General features: G+C 58.4%; 10 protein-coding genes and 3 pseudogenes. 10 read left to right on the top strand and 3 right to left on the bottom strand.

Annotation, left to right across the window (positions count from 1 at the left end; translation table 11 throughout):
- Positions 1–3 precede the first annotated feature (3 nt).
- The 9 genes and pseudogenes from NKI35_RS28630 to pmtA all read left to right on the top strand — a co-directional run bounded on the left by NKI35_RS28630 (position 4) and on the right by pmtA (position 8,281).
- Positions 4–270 (top strand): sarcosine oxidase subunit delta, encoded by a 267-nt coding sequence (locus NKI35_RS28630; RefSeq protein WP_352742140.1) that lies wholly within the window; start codon positions 4–6, stop codon positions 268–270.
- Complete coding sequence (locus NKI35_RS28625) at positions 267–3,221, top strand: sarcosine oxidase subunit alpha family protein (RefSeq protein WP_352742138.1); 2,955 nt, start codon at positions 267–269, stop codon at positions 3,219–3,221. Before NKI35_RS28630 ends, NKI35_RS28625 begins: the two co-directional genes overlap by 4 nt.
- Entirely contained in the window at positions 3,214–3,720 is a 507-nt protein-coding gene (locus NKI35_RS28620; protein ID WP_352742136.1) for a sarcosine oxidase subunit gamma family protein, read from the top strand. Before NKI35_RS28625 ends, NKI35_RS28620 begins: the two co-directional genes overlap by 8 nt.
- A 130-nt stretch (positions 3,721–3,850) precedes the next feature.
- Positions 3,851–4,735 carry a formyltetrahydrofolate deformylase gene (gene purU, locus NKI35_RS28615; RefSeq protein WP_352742134.1) on the top strand — a complete coding sequence of 295 codons (885 nt, stop codon included), beginning with the start codon at positions 3,851–3,853 and terminating at the stop codon, positions 4,733–4,735.
- Between the two features lie 3 nt (positions 4,736–4,738).
- Positions 4,739–5,616, top strand: a pseudogene (gene folD / locus NKI35_RS28610) (bifunctional methylenetetrahydrofolate dehydrogenase/methenyltetrahydrofolate cyclohydrolase FolD); the annotation flags it as partial.
- A gap of 335 nt (positions 5,617–5,951) precedes the next feature.
- Positions 5,952–6,197 (top strand): MFS transporter, encoded by a 246-nt coding sequence (locus NKI35_RS28605; protein ID WP_352742132.1) that lies wholly within the window; start codon positions 5,952–5,954, stop codon positions 6,195–6,197.
- Between the two features lie 19 nt (positions 6,198–6,216).
- Positions 6,217–6,384: a hypothetical protein gene (locus tag NKI35_RS28600; protein WP_352742130.1), complete on the top strand. Its 168-nt coding sequence runs from the start codon at positions 6,217–6,219 to the stop codon at positions 6,382–6,384.
- A pseudogene (locus NKI35_RS28595) lies at positions 6,326–7,575 on the top strand (MFS transporter). The gene NKI35_RS28600 and the pseudogene NKI35_RS28595 overlap by 59 nt, the downstream one beginning before the upstream one ends.
- A gap of 107 nt (positions 7,576–7,682) precedes the next feature.
- A pseudogene (gene pmtA / locus NKI35_RS28590) lies at positions 7,683–8,281 on the top strand (phospholipid N-methyltransferase PmtA).
- 49 nt (positions 8,282–8,330) lie between these two features.
- Here pmtA and NKI35_RS28585 read toward each other — a convergent pair.
- The 3 genes from NKI35_RS28585 to NKI35_RS28575 form a co-directional block, all read right to left on the bottom strand.
- The gene (locus NKI35_RS28585) at positions 8,331–8,588 is read right to left on the bottom strand and encodes a hypothetical protein (protein WP_352742128.1); all 258 of its coding nucleotides are present in this window, start codon (positions 8,586–8,588) and stop codon (positions 8,331–8,333) included.
- Between the two features lie 586 nt (positions 8,589–9,174).
- Positions 9,175–10,578: an aspartate aminotransferase family protein gene (locus NKI35_RS28580; protein WP_352742126.1), complete on the bottom strand. Its 1,404-nt coding sequence runs from the start codon at positions 10,576–10,578 to the stop codon at positions 9,175–9,177.
- Positions 10,579–10,591: 13 nt separating this feature from the next.
- The gene (locus NKI35_RS28575; protein ID WP_352742124.1) at positions 10,592–12,070 is read right to left on the bottom strand and encodes an NAD-dependent succinate-semialdehyde dehydrogenase; all 1,479 of its coding nucleotides are present in this window, start codon (positions 12,068–12,070) and stop codon (positions 10,592–10,594) included.
- Between the two features lie 1,220 nt (positions 12,071–13,290).
- On the opposite strand from NKI35_RS28575, the gene NKI35_RS28570 reads away from it, so the two are divergent.
- Entirely contained in the window at positions 13,291–13,992 is a 702-nt protein-coding gene (locus NKI35_RS28570) for a lyase family protein (RefSeq protein WP_352742123.1), read from the top strand.
- The last annotated feature ends 71 nt before the right edge of the window (positions 13,993–14,063 follow it).

The following is a 14,063-nucleotide window of genomic DNA, read 5'->3' as shown; positions in this document are numbered from 1 at the left end:
GAAATGCTGCGCATCGAATGCCCGTGCTGCGGTCTGCGCGATCATGACGAGTTCCGCTATGGCGGTGACGCGTCGGTCACGCGTCCGGGCTACAACGATCCCGATCCAGATGCTTGGTACCGATATGTCTTTGTCAGGCCCAATCCGGCGGGCCTGCACCGGGAATTCTGGCAGCACGTGGCCGGTTGCCGAGAATGGCTAGTGGTCGAACGTGACACACGAAACCACATCATCGCATCTGTGAACTTCGCCAGGAAATCGTTAGCATGAGTTCTAATCCGAGACGGTTGTCGGCAGGGGGCCGCGTAAGCCGCAAGCATCCGGTCACTTTCACCTTCGACGGCCGCAAGCTTGTTGGATATCGCGGTGACACACTTGCATCAGCGTTGCTCGCCAACGACGTTGCACTAGTCGGACGCAGCTTCAAATACCATCGACCGCGCGGGATTTTTTCCGCAGGGCCCGAGGAACCGAATGCCCTCGTGACTCTCGGAACCGGAGGAAGGCGTGAGCCTAACCTACCGGCGACGACGCTGGAGCTAGAGGACGGTATGGTCGTAGAAAGCCAGAACCGTTGGCCGTCGCTCGCTTTGGATGTGCAAAGTATAAATGGTCTCTTTGCGCCGTTTCTGTCGGCGGGCTTCTATTACAAGACCTTCATGGGCCCGACCCGCCGATCCTGGATGTTTTACGAACACTTCATCCGCAAATCGGCTGGCCTCGGTAGAGCCAGTAAAGACGCGGACCCTGATCGCTACGAAGTTCACCATGCGTTTGCGGACGTCGCGATCGTGGGCGGCGGGCCGGCGGGGCTGTCGGCGGCGCGAGCCGCTGCAGCTGCCGGCGCACGTGTAGCTATTATCGAGCAGGATTTCCTGCTCGGCGGCCACCTGCTCTCTGAGCCGCTTGATAGCGTGGCTGCCTCGTGGCTGAGGCAGACCGAAGCCGAACTAGAGAGGTCCGAAAGCGTCACATTCATGAAGTCCACGACAGCTTTTGGGATCTATGACGGGAACGTCATAGGATTGGTCGGGCGACATGGCGCCACCGGACCCCGGCCGGCTGGAGAAAGTAAACAGACCTTCACTATGCTTCGCGCCCGTTCGATCGTCTTTGCTGCGGGCGCCATCGAGCGGCCATTAGTGTTTTCGAACAATGACAGGCCGGGCGTGATGCTTGCGTCTGCCGCTCGCGCTTACCTTAACCGTTTCAGCGTTCTGCCCGGCAAGAAGGTCATCGTCGCTACAAACAATGACAGCGCTTGGCGCACCGCGTTCGATCTGGCCAGTGCTGGCGCCAAGGTGACGGTTGCCGATCTGCGCACCTCCTTGCCAGCCGCACTTGTGGCGTCGGCGGCACGACTCAATGTCACAGTCCTTGCCGCGACACGTATCGTGGACGTTAGCGGTGCTCGGGCTGTGACGGGCGTGAAGCTTGCCGGACCGGACGGCCGTTCCCACGTCGCCTGCGATCTGGTGTGCATGTCGGCTGACTGGTCGCCAACTGTGCACCTCACTTCGCATTTGGGGATCAAACCCCAATATCGAGATGACATAGACGCCTTTGTTCCCGGTGCCTTTCCGGCGGGCCATTTCGGAGCCGGCTCGATAATGGGAGGCTGTTCGACTGCCCAAGCGATTGAAGGCGGTCACACCGCCGGCGTGGATGCGGCGTCATACTGCGGAAAGCGGGAATCGGTGCCCGCAATATCGAAACTCGATCTCGGGGAAACAGCAACCAAACCGGTGCGCCACCGACCCCTCGTTGCGCGTGGGAAGGCGTTCGTTGATTTCCAGATGGACGTAACGACAAAGGACATCGAGCTCGCACATCGGGAGGGCTATGAGTCGGTCGAGCACCTAAAACGCTACACCACGCTCGGCATGGGCACCGACCAAGGCAAGACCAGCAATTTTCCAGCACTTTCAGCAATGGCAGCGCTACGCAGCAAAACAATCGCTGAAACCGGGATCACGACCTTCCGTCCGCCTTACACGCCGGTTGCCATCGGGGCGCTCGCCGGTCGTGCTATCGGGCATCATTTCAAGCCAATACGCCGCACGCCGATGCACGATTGGCATGTTAGGAACGGTGGCGAAATGCTGGAGAACGGGCTCTGGATGCGGCCCAACTTCTATCACCAGTCCGGGCGCAACGTCGACGAAGCCTATGTGGCGGAAATGCGGCACATTCGCCAAGCTGCGGGACTCGCCGACATCTCTACCTTCGGCAAGATCGACGTTCAGGGCCCGGATGCGACGATCTTCCTCGACCGCGTCTATGCCAATGGCGCTGCAAACGTGCCGGTTGGCCGCGCCAGGTACGGCGTTATGCTGCGTGACGACGGCATTGTATTCGATGACGGCACCGCGACGAGGCTGGCACAAGACCGGTACTTTCTGACCGCTTCGACCGGCAAGGCCGCCGACGTACTGCCACGTCTTGAGTTCCTACTCGATACGGTATGGCCCGAATTGCGTGTCGCTATTACCTCTGTGAATGATGAATGGGCAGCAATGACGGTGGCTGGGCCAAAGAGCCGCGCAATCCTTAGCGCTGTATTCCCTGGTTTCGACGTTTCCGATACGGCGCTTCCGCGTATGGGGCTGCTTGAAGGCGAATGGAATGGGCATGCCCTGCGAATCCTGAGGTTGAGCTTTTCCGGCGAACGCCAATACGAAATTTACGTCGGTTCAAGTGTCGGCGAGGCCCTGTGGACCCACCTGCTTGAAGTAGGCGCGCCGCTGGGGCTCAAGCCCTGTGGGCGCGAAGCGCTGGGTGGGCTGCGCATCGAAAAGGGTCATGCCGCAGGGCCGGAAATAGATGGACGGACCACGCTTGACGATATTGGCTTCGGCCGCCTGGTGAGCAAGCGCTCCGGTTTTGTCGGTGACGTGCTCCGACGTCGCCCCAGCCTACTGGCGCCGGACCGGCAAAGGCTGGTGGGGCTGAAATGCATGGAGGCTAGCAGCCGTCTGCGCGGCGGCGCCATCCTCTTCCTGCCGGGTGACAAGATTGCCGGCCACGGCCGCGGCCGGGTCACTTCGGCAACGTTTAGTCCGGAACTCGGATGCTATGTCGCGCTGGCTTTGCTTGCAGGCAACGTCGCCGCGGAAGGAACCGAAGTCGTGGCCGTTTATCCGATCAAGGGCGAAACGGTGCGCGCCCGCGTCGTCTCGCCAGTATTTCTCGATCCGCAAGGAGAGCGGCAGCATGGTTAGTCACATCCCGGTGAAGAACTTCAGCCTCTCAATGGCCGACTGCGCGCTTTCCCAGGTCGAGGGATGGGAAAGAACGCTGGCGCAATTTGAGGCGAGTGTGTCGGCCTTGCTGGGCAGCAAACTCCCTGCTGCAGTCGGTGAGACGATTCGTCACCGAGGCCTCCACATTATCCGCATAGCTCCCCGCCGACTTTGGCTGCTTGCTGATGAAGGCTCCGAAGCGCCTTTGCCCGGCATCGATCCACAAATCGGCTGTTCGGTCTCACTTGGAGAAGGGCGCGTCCGCCTGAAGTTGGCCGGGCCCGACATTGCGCGGGTTCTTTCCAAATGCATTGTCGTCGACTGGCATGCGCCGACGACCGCGCGAGGCCGGGCGGTGCAGACGTCCTTCCACAAAGTAGGTGTGCTTCTGCTGCGCACTGACGACACCGCGTGCGATCTCCTCGTGCCGCGCAGTTTCGCACGAAGTCTGTCAGACTGGATTGAAGAGGCTGATTGACGAACCTGTTGCAAGGGCCCTCGCCTGGCCTCCGCCCATTCCGCGACCTTCGAAGTTCTGCGCGAGTTTCAAAAAGCGCGTGGATTGTCGGAAACCGATGTGCCGGCCAGATGATGGAACGGACTTCTGAATGAAAACCTATGTACTTACCGTCTCGTGCAAATCACGGCGCGGGATCGTTGCTGCAATCGCTGGATATTTGGCAGGGAAAGGTTGCAACATAGTAGACAGTGCTCAGTTTGATGATCTGGATGCTGGCAAATTCTTCATGCGCGTCTCCTTCATTTCAGAAGAGGGCGTCGATCACAACACGTTGGTCGACGGTTTTGGGCCTGTTGCTTGCGAATTCGGGATGGACGCGAAGATTCACGATGTTTCCAAGCGCATGAAGGTCATGGTGATGGTTTCCCGCTTTGGGCACTGCCTCAACGATCTGCTCTACCGCTGGAAGATCGGCGCGCTACCGATCGAGATCGTCGGAGTTGTCTCCAATCATTTCGAGTATCAGAAGATAGTGGTCAACCATGACATTCCCTTCCACTGCATCAAGGTCACGAAGCAGAACAAGCCGAAGGCGGAAGCTCAATTGATCGAGATCGCGGAGCAGACCGGCGCGGAACTGATCGTGCTCGCTCGCTATATGCAGGTGCTCTCTGATGAGCTTTGCAAGAAGATGTCGGGGCGGATCATCAACATCCACCATTCTTTTCTGCCCAGCTTCAAAGGAGCTAACCCGTACAAACAGGCCTATGAGCGCGGCGTAAAGCTGATCGGCGCGACGGCGCATTACGTCACTGCCGATCTCGACGAGGGGCCGATCATCGAGCAGGATATCGCCCGCATCACCCATGCGCAGAGCGCCGAGGACTACGTCTCGATCGGCCGCGACGTCGAGAGCCAGGTGCTGGCGCGAGCTATTCACGCGCACATCCACCACCGCTGCTTCATCAATGGCAACCGCGTCGTCGTCTTTCCACCCAGCCCTGGCTCCTACGCGTCGGAAAGGATGGGCTGAGGGATGGCCTCTATCATAGATGGCAAACGCATCGCCGCAGCGGTTATCGATCGGGTCAAGGCAGGCGCTGTTTCGCTCCAAACGACAAGCGGCTTCCAAGCAAGCCTCGCGGTCATTATCGTGGGAGATGACCCGGCGAGCCATGTTTATGTCAACGCGAAAGGCAAGATGGCCGACCGCTGTGGCTTTCGCTCAGTGCAGCACACTCTGCCTGGCGAACCACACAGGATGAGCTTTTAACACTTATCGCCTCACTTAATGCGGACGAATCCGTTCATGGAATTCTCGTCCAGCTTCCATTGCCAAAGCATCTCGACGCCGAACAAATCATTCAGTCGATCCGACCGGAGAAGGACGTGGACGGTCTTCACGTCGTCAACGTTGGAAAAGTAGCTACTGGCGATCTGAAAACCGGCATGATCTCGTGCACGCCAGCAGGTGCAATGGTCTTGGTTAGCCGGGTTCATGGCGACGATCTTTCCGGTCGAAACGCTGTCGTCATCGGGCGGTCAAACCTATTCGGAAACCCAATGGCGCAGCTACTGCTGAATGCCAATGCAACGGTCACGATCGCTCATTCGCGTACCACGGATCTGCCCGGGATTTGCCGACAGGCAGATATTCTCGTGGTAGCTGTCGGCCGGCCGGAAATGGTGAAAGCCAGTTGGCTGAAACCTGGTGCCACGGTGATCGACGTTGGCATCAATCGTGGCCGTCCCGCCAAGACAGGTGAAGGCAAGGCGCGACTTGTGGGTGATGTCGCTTTCAAAGAGGTTGAGAAGATCGCTGCATTCATTACCCCCGTCCCAGGCGGTGTTGGGCCGATGACGATCGCGATGCTGATGGCCAACACGCTAAAGGCTGCTCAAATCCACTGCGGTGTTCCGGCTGGCGAAGCGGAGAAACCCCACGGCAACGACCAGCTGCTGAATGTCGCGAGTCCTGATCCAAGTACTGGAACAGCCGCCCTTTTTTCGCTGTCCCCAGTGATGGCGGCGTCGTGTTCAGATCCCCGATCTACGGCTTCGAACGCAGGCGTCACCTGGGCCTCGGAGCACCTTTTATCGGACTGGTGATCGAAGATGCTCTTCTGTTCAACTATCTGCCGAGCTGACTTCGCAAGTACGCGCTACCTTGTGGTGGTCTTATCAAAGCTCGGATGGAGTAAACCGGCGTGCAGAATTGGTTCAAGGATAAATGCAAAGGCTGAAGAGAGATGAGCACCGGAGCTCGCGCGGACACCGACATGGCGTCTACCTTTTCACCGCTCAAGAACCAGACGTTCCGCTCCGTTTGGCTGTCTATCCAAGTCTCCTCGCTGGGCTGGATGATGCACACTCTTGCCATCGGCTGGCTCATGGCCACCATTTCCACTTCCGATCTGATGGTCGCGCTGGTTCAGGCCTCGTCCAAACTGCCCGCCTTCATCCTGTCTGTCTTCGCCGGGTGTCATCGCCGATAATATCGGCCCACGCGGTGTCATGCTGGTCGGCCGTTCGCTGATTGCGGCAGCGTCGGCCGTCTTGACCGCTCTTATGGCACTCGGCTTTGTCGACCCGTGGGTCATCCTCGGCGTCAGCTTTGTCATGGATGGGCGGCGCCCTCACCGATCCCGCCTGGCAGGCGTCAATTGGCGACATCGTCGATAGGCGCGATATCCCAGCCGCCGTCACGCTCATCAATATCAGTTTCAATACCGTTCGCAGCGTGGGGCCGGCGCTCGGGGGCATCGTTGTCGCCTCGTTCGGGCCTATGATCACGCTTGTTCTGAGCACGCTCAGCTATGTGGTGCCGTTGGCTGTCATCTGGCGCTCCAAATGGTCCATTTTCCCCGCGAGCGGATGACCACCGCGATTTATGACGGTGCGCGTTTCACTGCGATTTCTTCCGAAATCAAGGCTGCGATCGCGCGCGGCGCGCTCTTTGGTCTATCGGGCATTGCCATCCTCGCGCTGCTGCCTCTCGTTGTCCGCGATGACGTGGCGGTCCGCTCGAATACGGTATCCTGATGGCGGGCTTCGGGATCGGCGCCTTTTTCGCAGGCATCACCGCCGGTCACTTCAGACGCCTCCTGTCTCAGGAATGGTTGATTAAGGCTTGCATGCCTCGCTTGCGCAGCATGCTCAGCGTCCCTCGCCGCAGCGCCTTCCGTTGCAGCGGCCGCGACAGTCCTCGCCGTTGGCGGCGCTGGTTGGGTCCTTGCCTGGTCCGGCCTAGGCGTGAGTGTGCAATTGGCATGGATCGTTGGCCGCACCATCTCGATTTATTAGGCGCTGACCTATGGAGGGATCGCAGCCGGCAGTTGGATATGGGGCGCGGTGGCGGAGAACTATTCGCCGACGACAGCGCTGGTGGGCTCAGCCGCAGCTCTGGTGCTGGTTGCCGCAACCGGGTTCGTATTGCCGGTCCTCGAAAACAAGGACACGGACCACGATCCCCGGGAGGGATTCAAGGCGCCGGCGGTCGCCGTAGAACTCAGATCAAGGAGCGGACCGATCGTCGTCAAGATCGAATACGAGATACCGGCCGAGAACACGAACGCATTCCTGGCCCTCATAAATGAACGCCGTCGCGCCCAAAGTCGCCTCGGTGCCCCGCATTGGATCGTTGAGCGCGACCTTCAAGAGCCTTGCCGATGGACGGAAAGTTTCCGCACGCCGACCTGGACCGACTACATTCGCCTGAACCATCGGCGCACTGCAACCGACAAGGAGCTGGACGATCGTCTGTGGGAGCTGCACAAGGGAGAGCATTGCCCTCGGATGAGGCTTTCAATTGAACGGCCCGCCGGGCATCCGCGCAAGGCCGACCGTGTCGCGCCCTTCATCGCGCGGATTTGATGTCGGGCTTCACGGGTGGTGCGCTTTGCCCGAGCAATGTCGCGAGATGAGCAAGCCGCGGAATTCTCGGATCCTCCCTCATAGATACGCCCAGCGAGGAAGTAAATATGGTATTCCGACTGAAGGAGCGCCTCGGCAAGCGGTTCGAGGAAGAAGTTCAATTCTTCAAGGGCTGGCAAAGGGACAGGAAAGGCGTCGGCGCCATTATCCCCACCTCGATCCATACGGCGGGCAGGATGGCGAGCGTAGTCGATCCGCACTCGGGTCTGCCGGTTCTGGAATTAGGCGCTGGGACCGGAGTCATCACAAAGGCTATTTTGGAAAGAGGCATCAAACCACATCAATTGGTTTCGGTGGAATATTCGAGGGAGTTTTACAACTGTCTGACACAGCGCTTCCCCGAAGTGGACGTTCGGTTGGGCGACGCGTTTCAGCTTAATGATGTGCTGGGCGATCACCGACACGAAAACTTCGACTGTGTCGTCAGGGCGGTCCCGATGCTGAGCTTTCCGATGGGCGCGCCGCGTCGCACTGCTCGAAGGATTTGCTCGATCGCATTCCCGTAGGCCGACCTGTGATTCAGATCACCTATGGGCCTCTCTCCCCCCTAGTGAAGATGCCCGAGCGCTACGTGGTCTCGCACTATGATTTCGTTGTCCGCAACATCCCGCCGGCGCAGCTGTGGACATATCGAAGGGCAATCTAGCGGTTCCTGAAGCGAGGGATTCGACTCATGCCCGGCCTCGTCGCGTCTTTCACTCGAATCTGAAGCGCATTCCTCCTTCAGAACGCCGGTCATTGCGGCTCTGATCACGCAAGATTTCGCCTTGACGCTCGTAGCTTCCATCAATCAAGCCGAGCCAGATCGCGACCGACGCCGCCGGGCGGCTGTTGGCCGCGCCAAGCTTCTGCGTGGCGGCATCGAGACAGTAGCGCACGAGTGCGGTAGGAGACGCCAACGGGTCATGGCGATTTCGGGTATCGGCGCCTTGCCTGCACTGTGATGGCGACATATGGCATTCAAAAGATAGGGTTTGGTCGTTGTCGCAGGCAGATCTGGCGGGTCAGAGGCAACGCAGGTTTGTGAGGCGTCACGATGTGCAGCGCTAGGCAATTCGTCGCCAAGTAGGCGCTTTAACTGCTTTAACTGGAGAATTTCGAGGAAGCTCCGAGAAATAGCGACGCCGCCGACAAGTAGGAGAATGTCGGCGAGTACCGGACCCGTGAAGGAGCCCACTGACAGGGGCCTTTGCCTTGACCCGGATGACCGCCTGTCAAAACGTGCCGATGACGGCGGCCATGTTCGCCATCTCGACGAACCGAATTCGTGGATACCGTCACGTCGGCGCAGCTCTTCGCCAGGGCGACCTCGTCGGGACACAATCGAAGATCCGGCGCCTTTTCACACACACGGCCCCCAGCCCGAAATCAGAGAACGGGTTGTCACCACCACCGACTGCTGCTCGGATCTTTCCGAATTTGCTGAAGATCGCAACTGGTGGGTGGACGCTCTTGACGCATCAACTGAGCCAAGAGTGCGGTGTGCACGGCTGCCAAGTCTCAGATGTGCGGCTGGCCGACGCCTGTTGCCCAACGGCCTCAAATATTGAGGCCGTCTCGCGTGAGGTCGTCCATGACAGAGCGGACGGCGCTTTCAGCGATCGCAATGATCTCCTCGACCTCAGCCTTCGTCGTCACAAGCGGTGGGGCAAAGCCCAGAATGTCGCCATGGGGCATGGCGCGGGCGATGAGGCCGCGCTCACGTGCTGCCTTGGAGATGCGCGCGCCGACCTTGAGCGTCGGATCAAAGCGTTTCCTGTTATCGCGATCGGCGACGAATTCGATTGCACCCATCAAGCCAACGCCACGCACTTCACCGACGATTGGCAACTGCGCAAACTTTTCCTTGAGCTGTGCCTGAAAGAAGGCACCTACCTCACGAGCATTCGCGGGGAGATTTTCTTTCTCGACAATGTCGAGGACCGCATTGGCCGCGGCAGCCCCGATCGGATGACCTGAATAGGTGTAGCCATGGGAGAACGCGCCGACCTTGTCTGCCCCGTCCTCAAGGACCTTGTAGACCTTCTCACCAACGATTGCCGCTGAGAGCGGAAAATAGGCCGAGGTCAGACCCTTCGCGACTGTTATGAGGTCTGGCTCGATGCCGTAGTGCTGCGACCCGAACATGGAACCTGTTCGACCGAAACCGGTGATGACCTCATCGGCAATGAGCAGAACATCATGCTTCTTAAGCACGGCTTGAATTGCCGCCCAATAACCTTCTGGCGGAGGCGTAATGCCCCCGGTGCCGAGCACCGGCTCGCCGATGAAGCCACCGACATTGTCTGGCCCCAGGCGCTCGATCAGCTGATCGAGCTCTTCGGCACGCCGCGTTGAGAACTCGCGTTCGGTCTCGCCCGGGTTTGCGCCCCAGTAATGGTGCGGGACACCAGTGTGAACGATCTGCGAGAGCGGCAGGTCCATATGGTCGTGATAAAAGCTCATGCCCGTCATCGAGCCGGAGACTACGCTGCATCCGTGATAGCCGCGCTCACGGGAAATGATCTTCTTCTTGCTCGGCTTGCCGCGCAGATTGTTGTAGTACCAGACGAGCTTGGCTTGGGTCTCGTTCGCATCCGAGCCCGACATACCGTAAAAAACCTTGCTCATCTTTCCCGGTGCCATCTTGACGAGGCGATCCGAAAGGATCGCGAGTTCGTCCGTCGTATGCGCGGCATAGGAATGGTAATATGCCAAACGAAAAGCTTGCCGCGAAATCGCTTCAGCCACTTCGCTACGACCATAGCCAACATTCACGCAATAAAGACCGGCGAATCCATCGATAAACTGATTGCCGTGGGCGTCCTGAATTCGAATGCCCTTTCCCGTCTCGACAATGGTCGGGTCGCCGAGTTTGCCTGTGGCAAAATCCTTGAGCTGCGTGAAAGGATGCAACACGCTACTTCTATCCTTCTCGGATATCTCTTTGATATTGACGGTCATTAGCTACGTCCTTTCATGCTGCAAGATTGCCAAAACATGTGTATTTTGGCTCCAGGTACTCCGCGATGCCGTGCTTGGAGCCTTCGCGTCCCAAGCCGGACTGCTTCCATCCCCCGAACGGGATAGGCGCCCCGGTAAATTTTGGCGTATTCACCGCGACCATGCCGTATTCGAGCCGGTCAGCCAGGCGCATGGCGCGGTTGAGGTCTCGCGTGTAGACATATGCCGCTAGGCCCATTTCCGAGTTATTCGCCCGGGAGAGCACCTCCACCTCGTCGTCAAAGGGGAGGATCGCAGCTACGGGACCAAAGGTCTCTTCCTTTGCTACCCGCATATCGTCGGTCACATCGGCGAGCACCGTCGGCGTCACGAAATTACCACCAAGTTGGCTCTCCTGCGCCCCCAGCACCATGCGAGCACCGGCAGAAAGAGCTTCGAAAACCTGCTGACCACATTTTTCGGCGACGGATACCTTGGTCATTGGACCGATTTCGACCCCAGGTTCCAATCCGTGCCCGACTTTCAGTTTGCTGGTGGCTTTAGCGAATTCTTCTACAAAGCACTCATAGAGGCGCTCCTGCACATAGATCCTGTTTGCCGCTAGGCAGTCCTGACCAGACGTCGCGAATTTGGCTGACATACATCCTGCGACCGCCGCCTCTATCGGCGTGTCGTCGAAAAGTATGAAGGGGGCGTTGCCACCAAGTTCGAGTGACGCTCTTTTCACGGTTTTGGCGGATTGTTCGAGCAGTATTCGACCGACCTGGGTTGAGCCCGTGAAAGAGAATGCCCGAACGTCGCTATGCTCTAATAGCCTCTTTGCAAGCGGAGGAGCCTCGCCTGTTATGACCTGAAACACGCCGGCAGGAAGCCCTGCCTCTTGGGCAAGACGGGCAAGTGCGAGGGCCGATAAGGGCGTTTCAGGCGCGGGCTTGACGATCATGGTGCAGCCAGCAGCCAGGGCAGCTCCTGCTTTTCTGGTGATCATCGCCGAAGGAAAATTCCATGGCGTGATCGCGGCGGTCACTCCGATCGGCTGCATATCCACGGCTAGGCGGCATCCGGCTAGATGGCTAGGGATGGTTTCGCCGTAGGACCGCTCCCCCTCCGCCGCAAACCACTCGAGAAAGGTAGCGGCGTATGCAATCTCACATCTGGCTTCGGTCAGTGGTTTACCCTGTTCGCAGGTGAGGATGACCGCTAAATCTTCTGCGTTTTCGCGCATGCCAGCCGCCCATCTCCGCAGGTATGCGCCGCGTTCGGAAGGCAAAACATCGCGCCACCGCCCGAAAGCGGTTCTTGCGACGGAAACAGCGTTGTCGACATCTGACGGTTCGCACGCCGCTACTCTTGTCAGCTCTTCGCCGGTCGCGGGATCGACCACGGCGAGTGCTTCCAGTTTAGAGATCCACACACCATTCAGATGGGGGCGCGTTTGCAAAAGATCTGGCCGTTTGAGGCTCGCTAGTGCTGCTCTTGCAAGACCTTTCATTTGTAACTCCAATGCGAGCGTTCGACTTGCAGCAGGCTACGCTTCCCAAAACGTCGATCGGCAGCGCTGGTGAGGCCGCTACCGTCGCGCTCCTGCAAATAATCCCTTTCTGCTGAGCTTTTTCTTCACTTGGGCTCCTCGATAGTATTCGACGATTCGAACGTGCTGTCGGCTAGGCTCGCGAGTGTGTCATAGGCACAATTCAATGGGAGGCGTCGACCCGCAGCAAGACCGCGACGATCATAACGGCCCCGGCGGACAGCAAAAATGTAAGCGTGGCGCGGGGTTTCCGCTAAGGGCTGGAATTCCAGGTCATTCCGCTGAAATCCACCGCAACTTTCTGAGAGTGGCAGTTGTTCCTCAACCCCGGCGCCAGATATGTCGTGGGCTCCCCAACGGCCATGGAGGGCTTCGAGGAAGAACCGCTATGACCTGACACTCCGACACGATGCGTGAATGAGATGCCGGCCACGAACATTGTCGTTCGCAAAATTTGATCGCTGTGTGCCCCTCTATTTTTCAGCATTCGGCTAGACGATAAGATTCCGTCAAGGGGCACTGACCCTGCGTAAAGACCTCAAAAACCCAGCTTTCTCACTCAGGGGCGGGTATGTCCGCCCGAAGTAGTCTTCTCAGGCATGTTAGCTGTAAAGCACTACGATTGACACTTGAAAATGCCTAATCGGGCCCGGCAACCGGCAGCAGAAATCGTACACGAGTTGGACAACAAAAATTCCCCCCGCTTGTTCACGGCTCGAGCCGTGCTCATGGCCTCAACAGACGGATGCACCGCGTTCGCTAGGATCGTCGAGCTCGGCCTGCCGTCGATCGGCAAGCTGATATTCACCGCAGCCAGATGCCGTGATCTGGTGGTCGGTCAAGGACGTTATTGCGAGCAAAGCGGTTACTTCTCTCATGCGCCCGCGACACCGCTGCTGGATGGCTTGCGTGCCTTGCTTCGATACAATCACGGAGGAGATCCGACAACACTTGCAGGCGCCAACCACCTCGCTGCATACGAAAGACGCTCGCGGAGTTGAGTTTCGACCCAACCGATCCGGGGACATGCGCCTCAACTATCAAGCGTCCAGATATAGCTATGGCTGCAGCTTTTGGCGCTCCCGCTCCACGACAAGGAACAGACGCGCGCTAACGTCGCCGCTGACCGTCATCCGTAGCACAGATCTTGGAGAGTGATCCTAGCACAAAGATTAGCGCCAATGGATGAACGCTTCCACATTTGCGGGCTCGGATGCCTGGAAACAAACCGACTTGAGGTAATCATCGTGATGAACCCTTCGCCTAATCGCATTGAGAAAGATTCGCTTGGTCCTGTAAGCATCCCGGTTGATGCCTACTACGGACCTCAGACGGCGCGGGGCATCGCCAACTTCCCTATTTCGGGAATAAGGATCAGCCATTTCCCGAACCTCATCAAGGCGCTTGCCTATGTGAAGATGGCAGCGGCGCGCGCCAACGCCTCACTCGGCGATCTGGAAAAACAAAAGGCCGACGTCATCTGCCAAGTCTGCGAGGAAATCGCAGCGGGCAGGCATCTTGGCGAATTCCCGCTCGATGTGTTTCAGGGCGGTGCCGGGACCACGACCAATATGAACGTCAACGAGGTCATCGCCAACCGCGGCTTGGAAATCATGGGACTGCCACGCGGAAAATACGACGCTTTGCATCCCAATAATGACGTGAACTTCGCTCAGTCGACAAATGACGTTTATCCGACGGCGATCCGCCTTGCGATCCTTCTGTCGCAAGGGGCGTTGCAACGAGCTTTAGAACAACTCGCCGCTGCGTTCGAGGCCAAAACAAACGCACTTACTCACTCTCTCGTAGTGCACGAAACACCCATCCTACGAACTAACATCAGAGGAGCCATAAATGAACACCGAAGCGTTCACGGCTCATGAGTCTAACGTTCGTCGCTATGGGCGATCGTTTCCCGCGGTCTTTACGAAAGCCCTTGGGGCGACAATCTGGG

The organism is Mesorhizobium sp. M0676 (assembly GCF_040320535.1).
Taxonomy (GTDB): domain Bacteria; phylum Pseudomonadota; class Alphaproteobacteria; order Rhizobiales; family Rhizobiaceae; genus Mesorhizobium.
This window is presented reverse-complemented; position numbering and strand designations above follow the sequence as displayed.

Excerpts from the sequence above, each read along its gene's own strand:
- NKI35_RS28630 (WP_352742140.1), top strand. The coding sequence starts at position 4 with ATGCTGCGCATCGAATGCCCGTGCTGCGGTCTGCGCGATCATGACGAG.
- NKI35_RS28625 (WP_352742138.1), top strand. The coding sequence starts at position 267 with ATGAGTTCTAATCCGAGACGGTTGTCGGCAGGGGGCCGCGTAAGCCGC.
- NKI35_RS28620 (WP_352742136.1), top strand. The coding sequence starts at position 3,214 with ATGGTTAGTCACATCCCGGTGAAGAACTTCAGCCTCTCAATGGCCGAC.
- purU (WP_352742134.1), top strand. The coding sequence starts at position 3,851 with ATGAAAACCTATGTACTTACCGTCTCGTGCAAATCACGGCGCGGGATC.
- NKI35_RS28605 (WP_352742132.1), top strand. The coding sequence starts at position 5,952 with ATGAGCACCGGAGCTCGCGCGGACACCGACATGGCGTCTACCTTTTCA.
- NKI35_RS28600 (WP_352742130.1), top strand. The coding sequence starts at position 6,217 with ATGCTGGTCGGCCGTTCGCTGATTGCGGCAGCGTCGGCCGTCTTGACC.
- NKI35_RS28585 (WP_352742128.1), bottom strand. The coding sequence starts at position 8,588 with ATGTCGCCATCACAGTGCAGGCAAGGCGCCGATACCCGAAATCGCCAT.
- NKI35_RS28580 (WP_352742126.1), bottom strand. The coding sequence starts at position 10,578 with ATGACCGTCAATATCAAAGAGATATCCGAGAAGGATAGAAGTAGCGTG.
- NKI35_RS28575 (WP_352742124.1), bottom strand. The coding sequence starts at position 12,070 with ATGAAAGGTCTTGCAAGAGCAGCACTAGCGAGCCTCAAACGGCCAGAT.
- NKI35_RS28570 (WP_352742123.1), top strand. The coding sequence starts at position 13,291 with ATGGATGAACGCTTCCACATTTGCGGGCTCGGATGCCTGGAAACAAAC.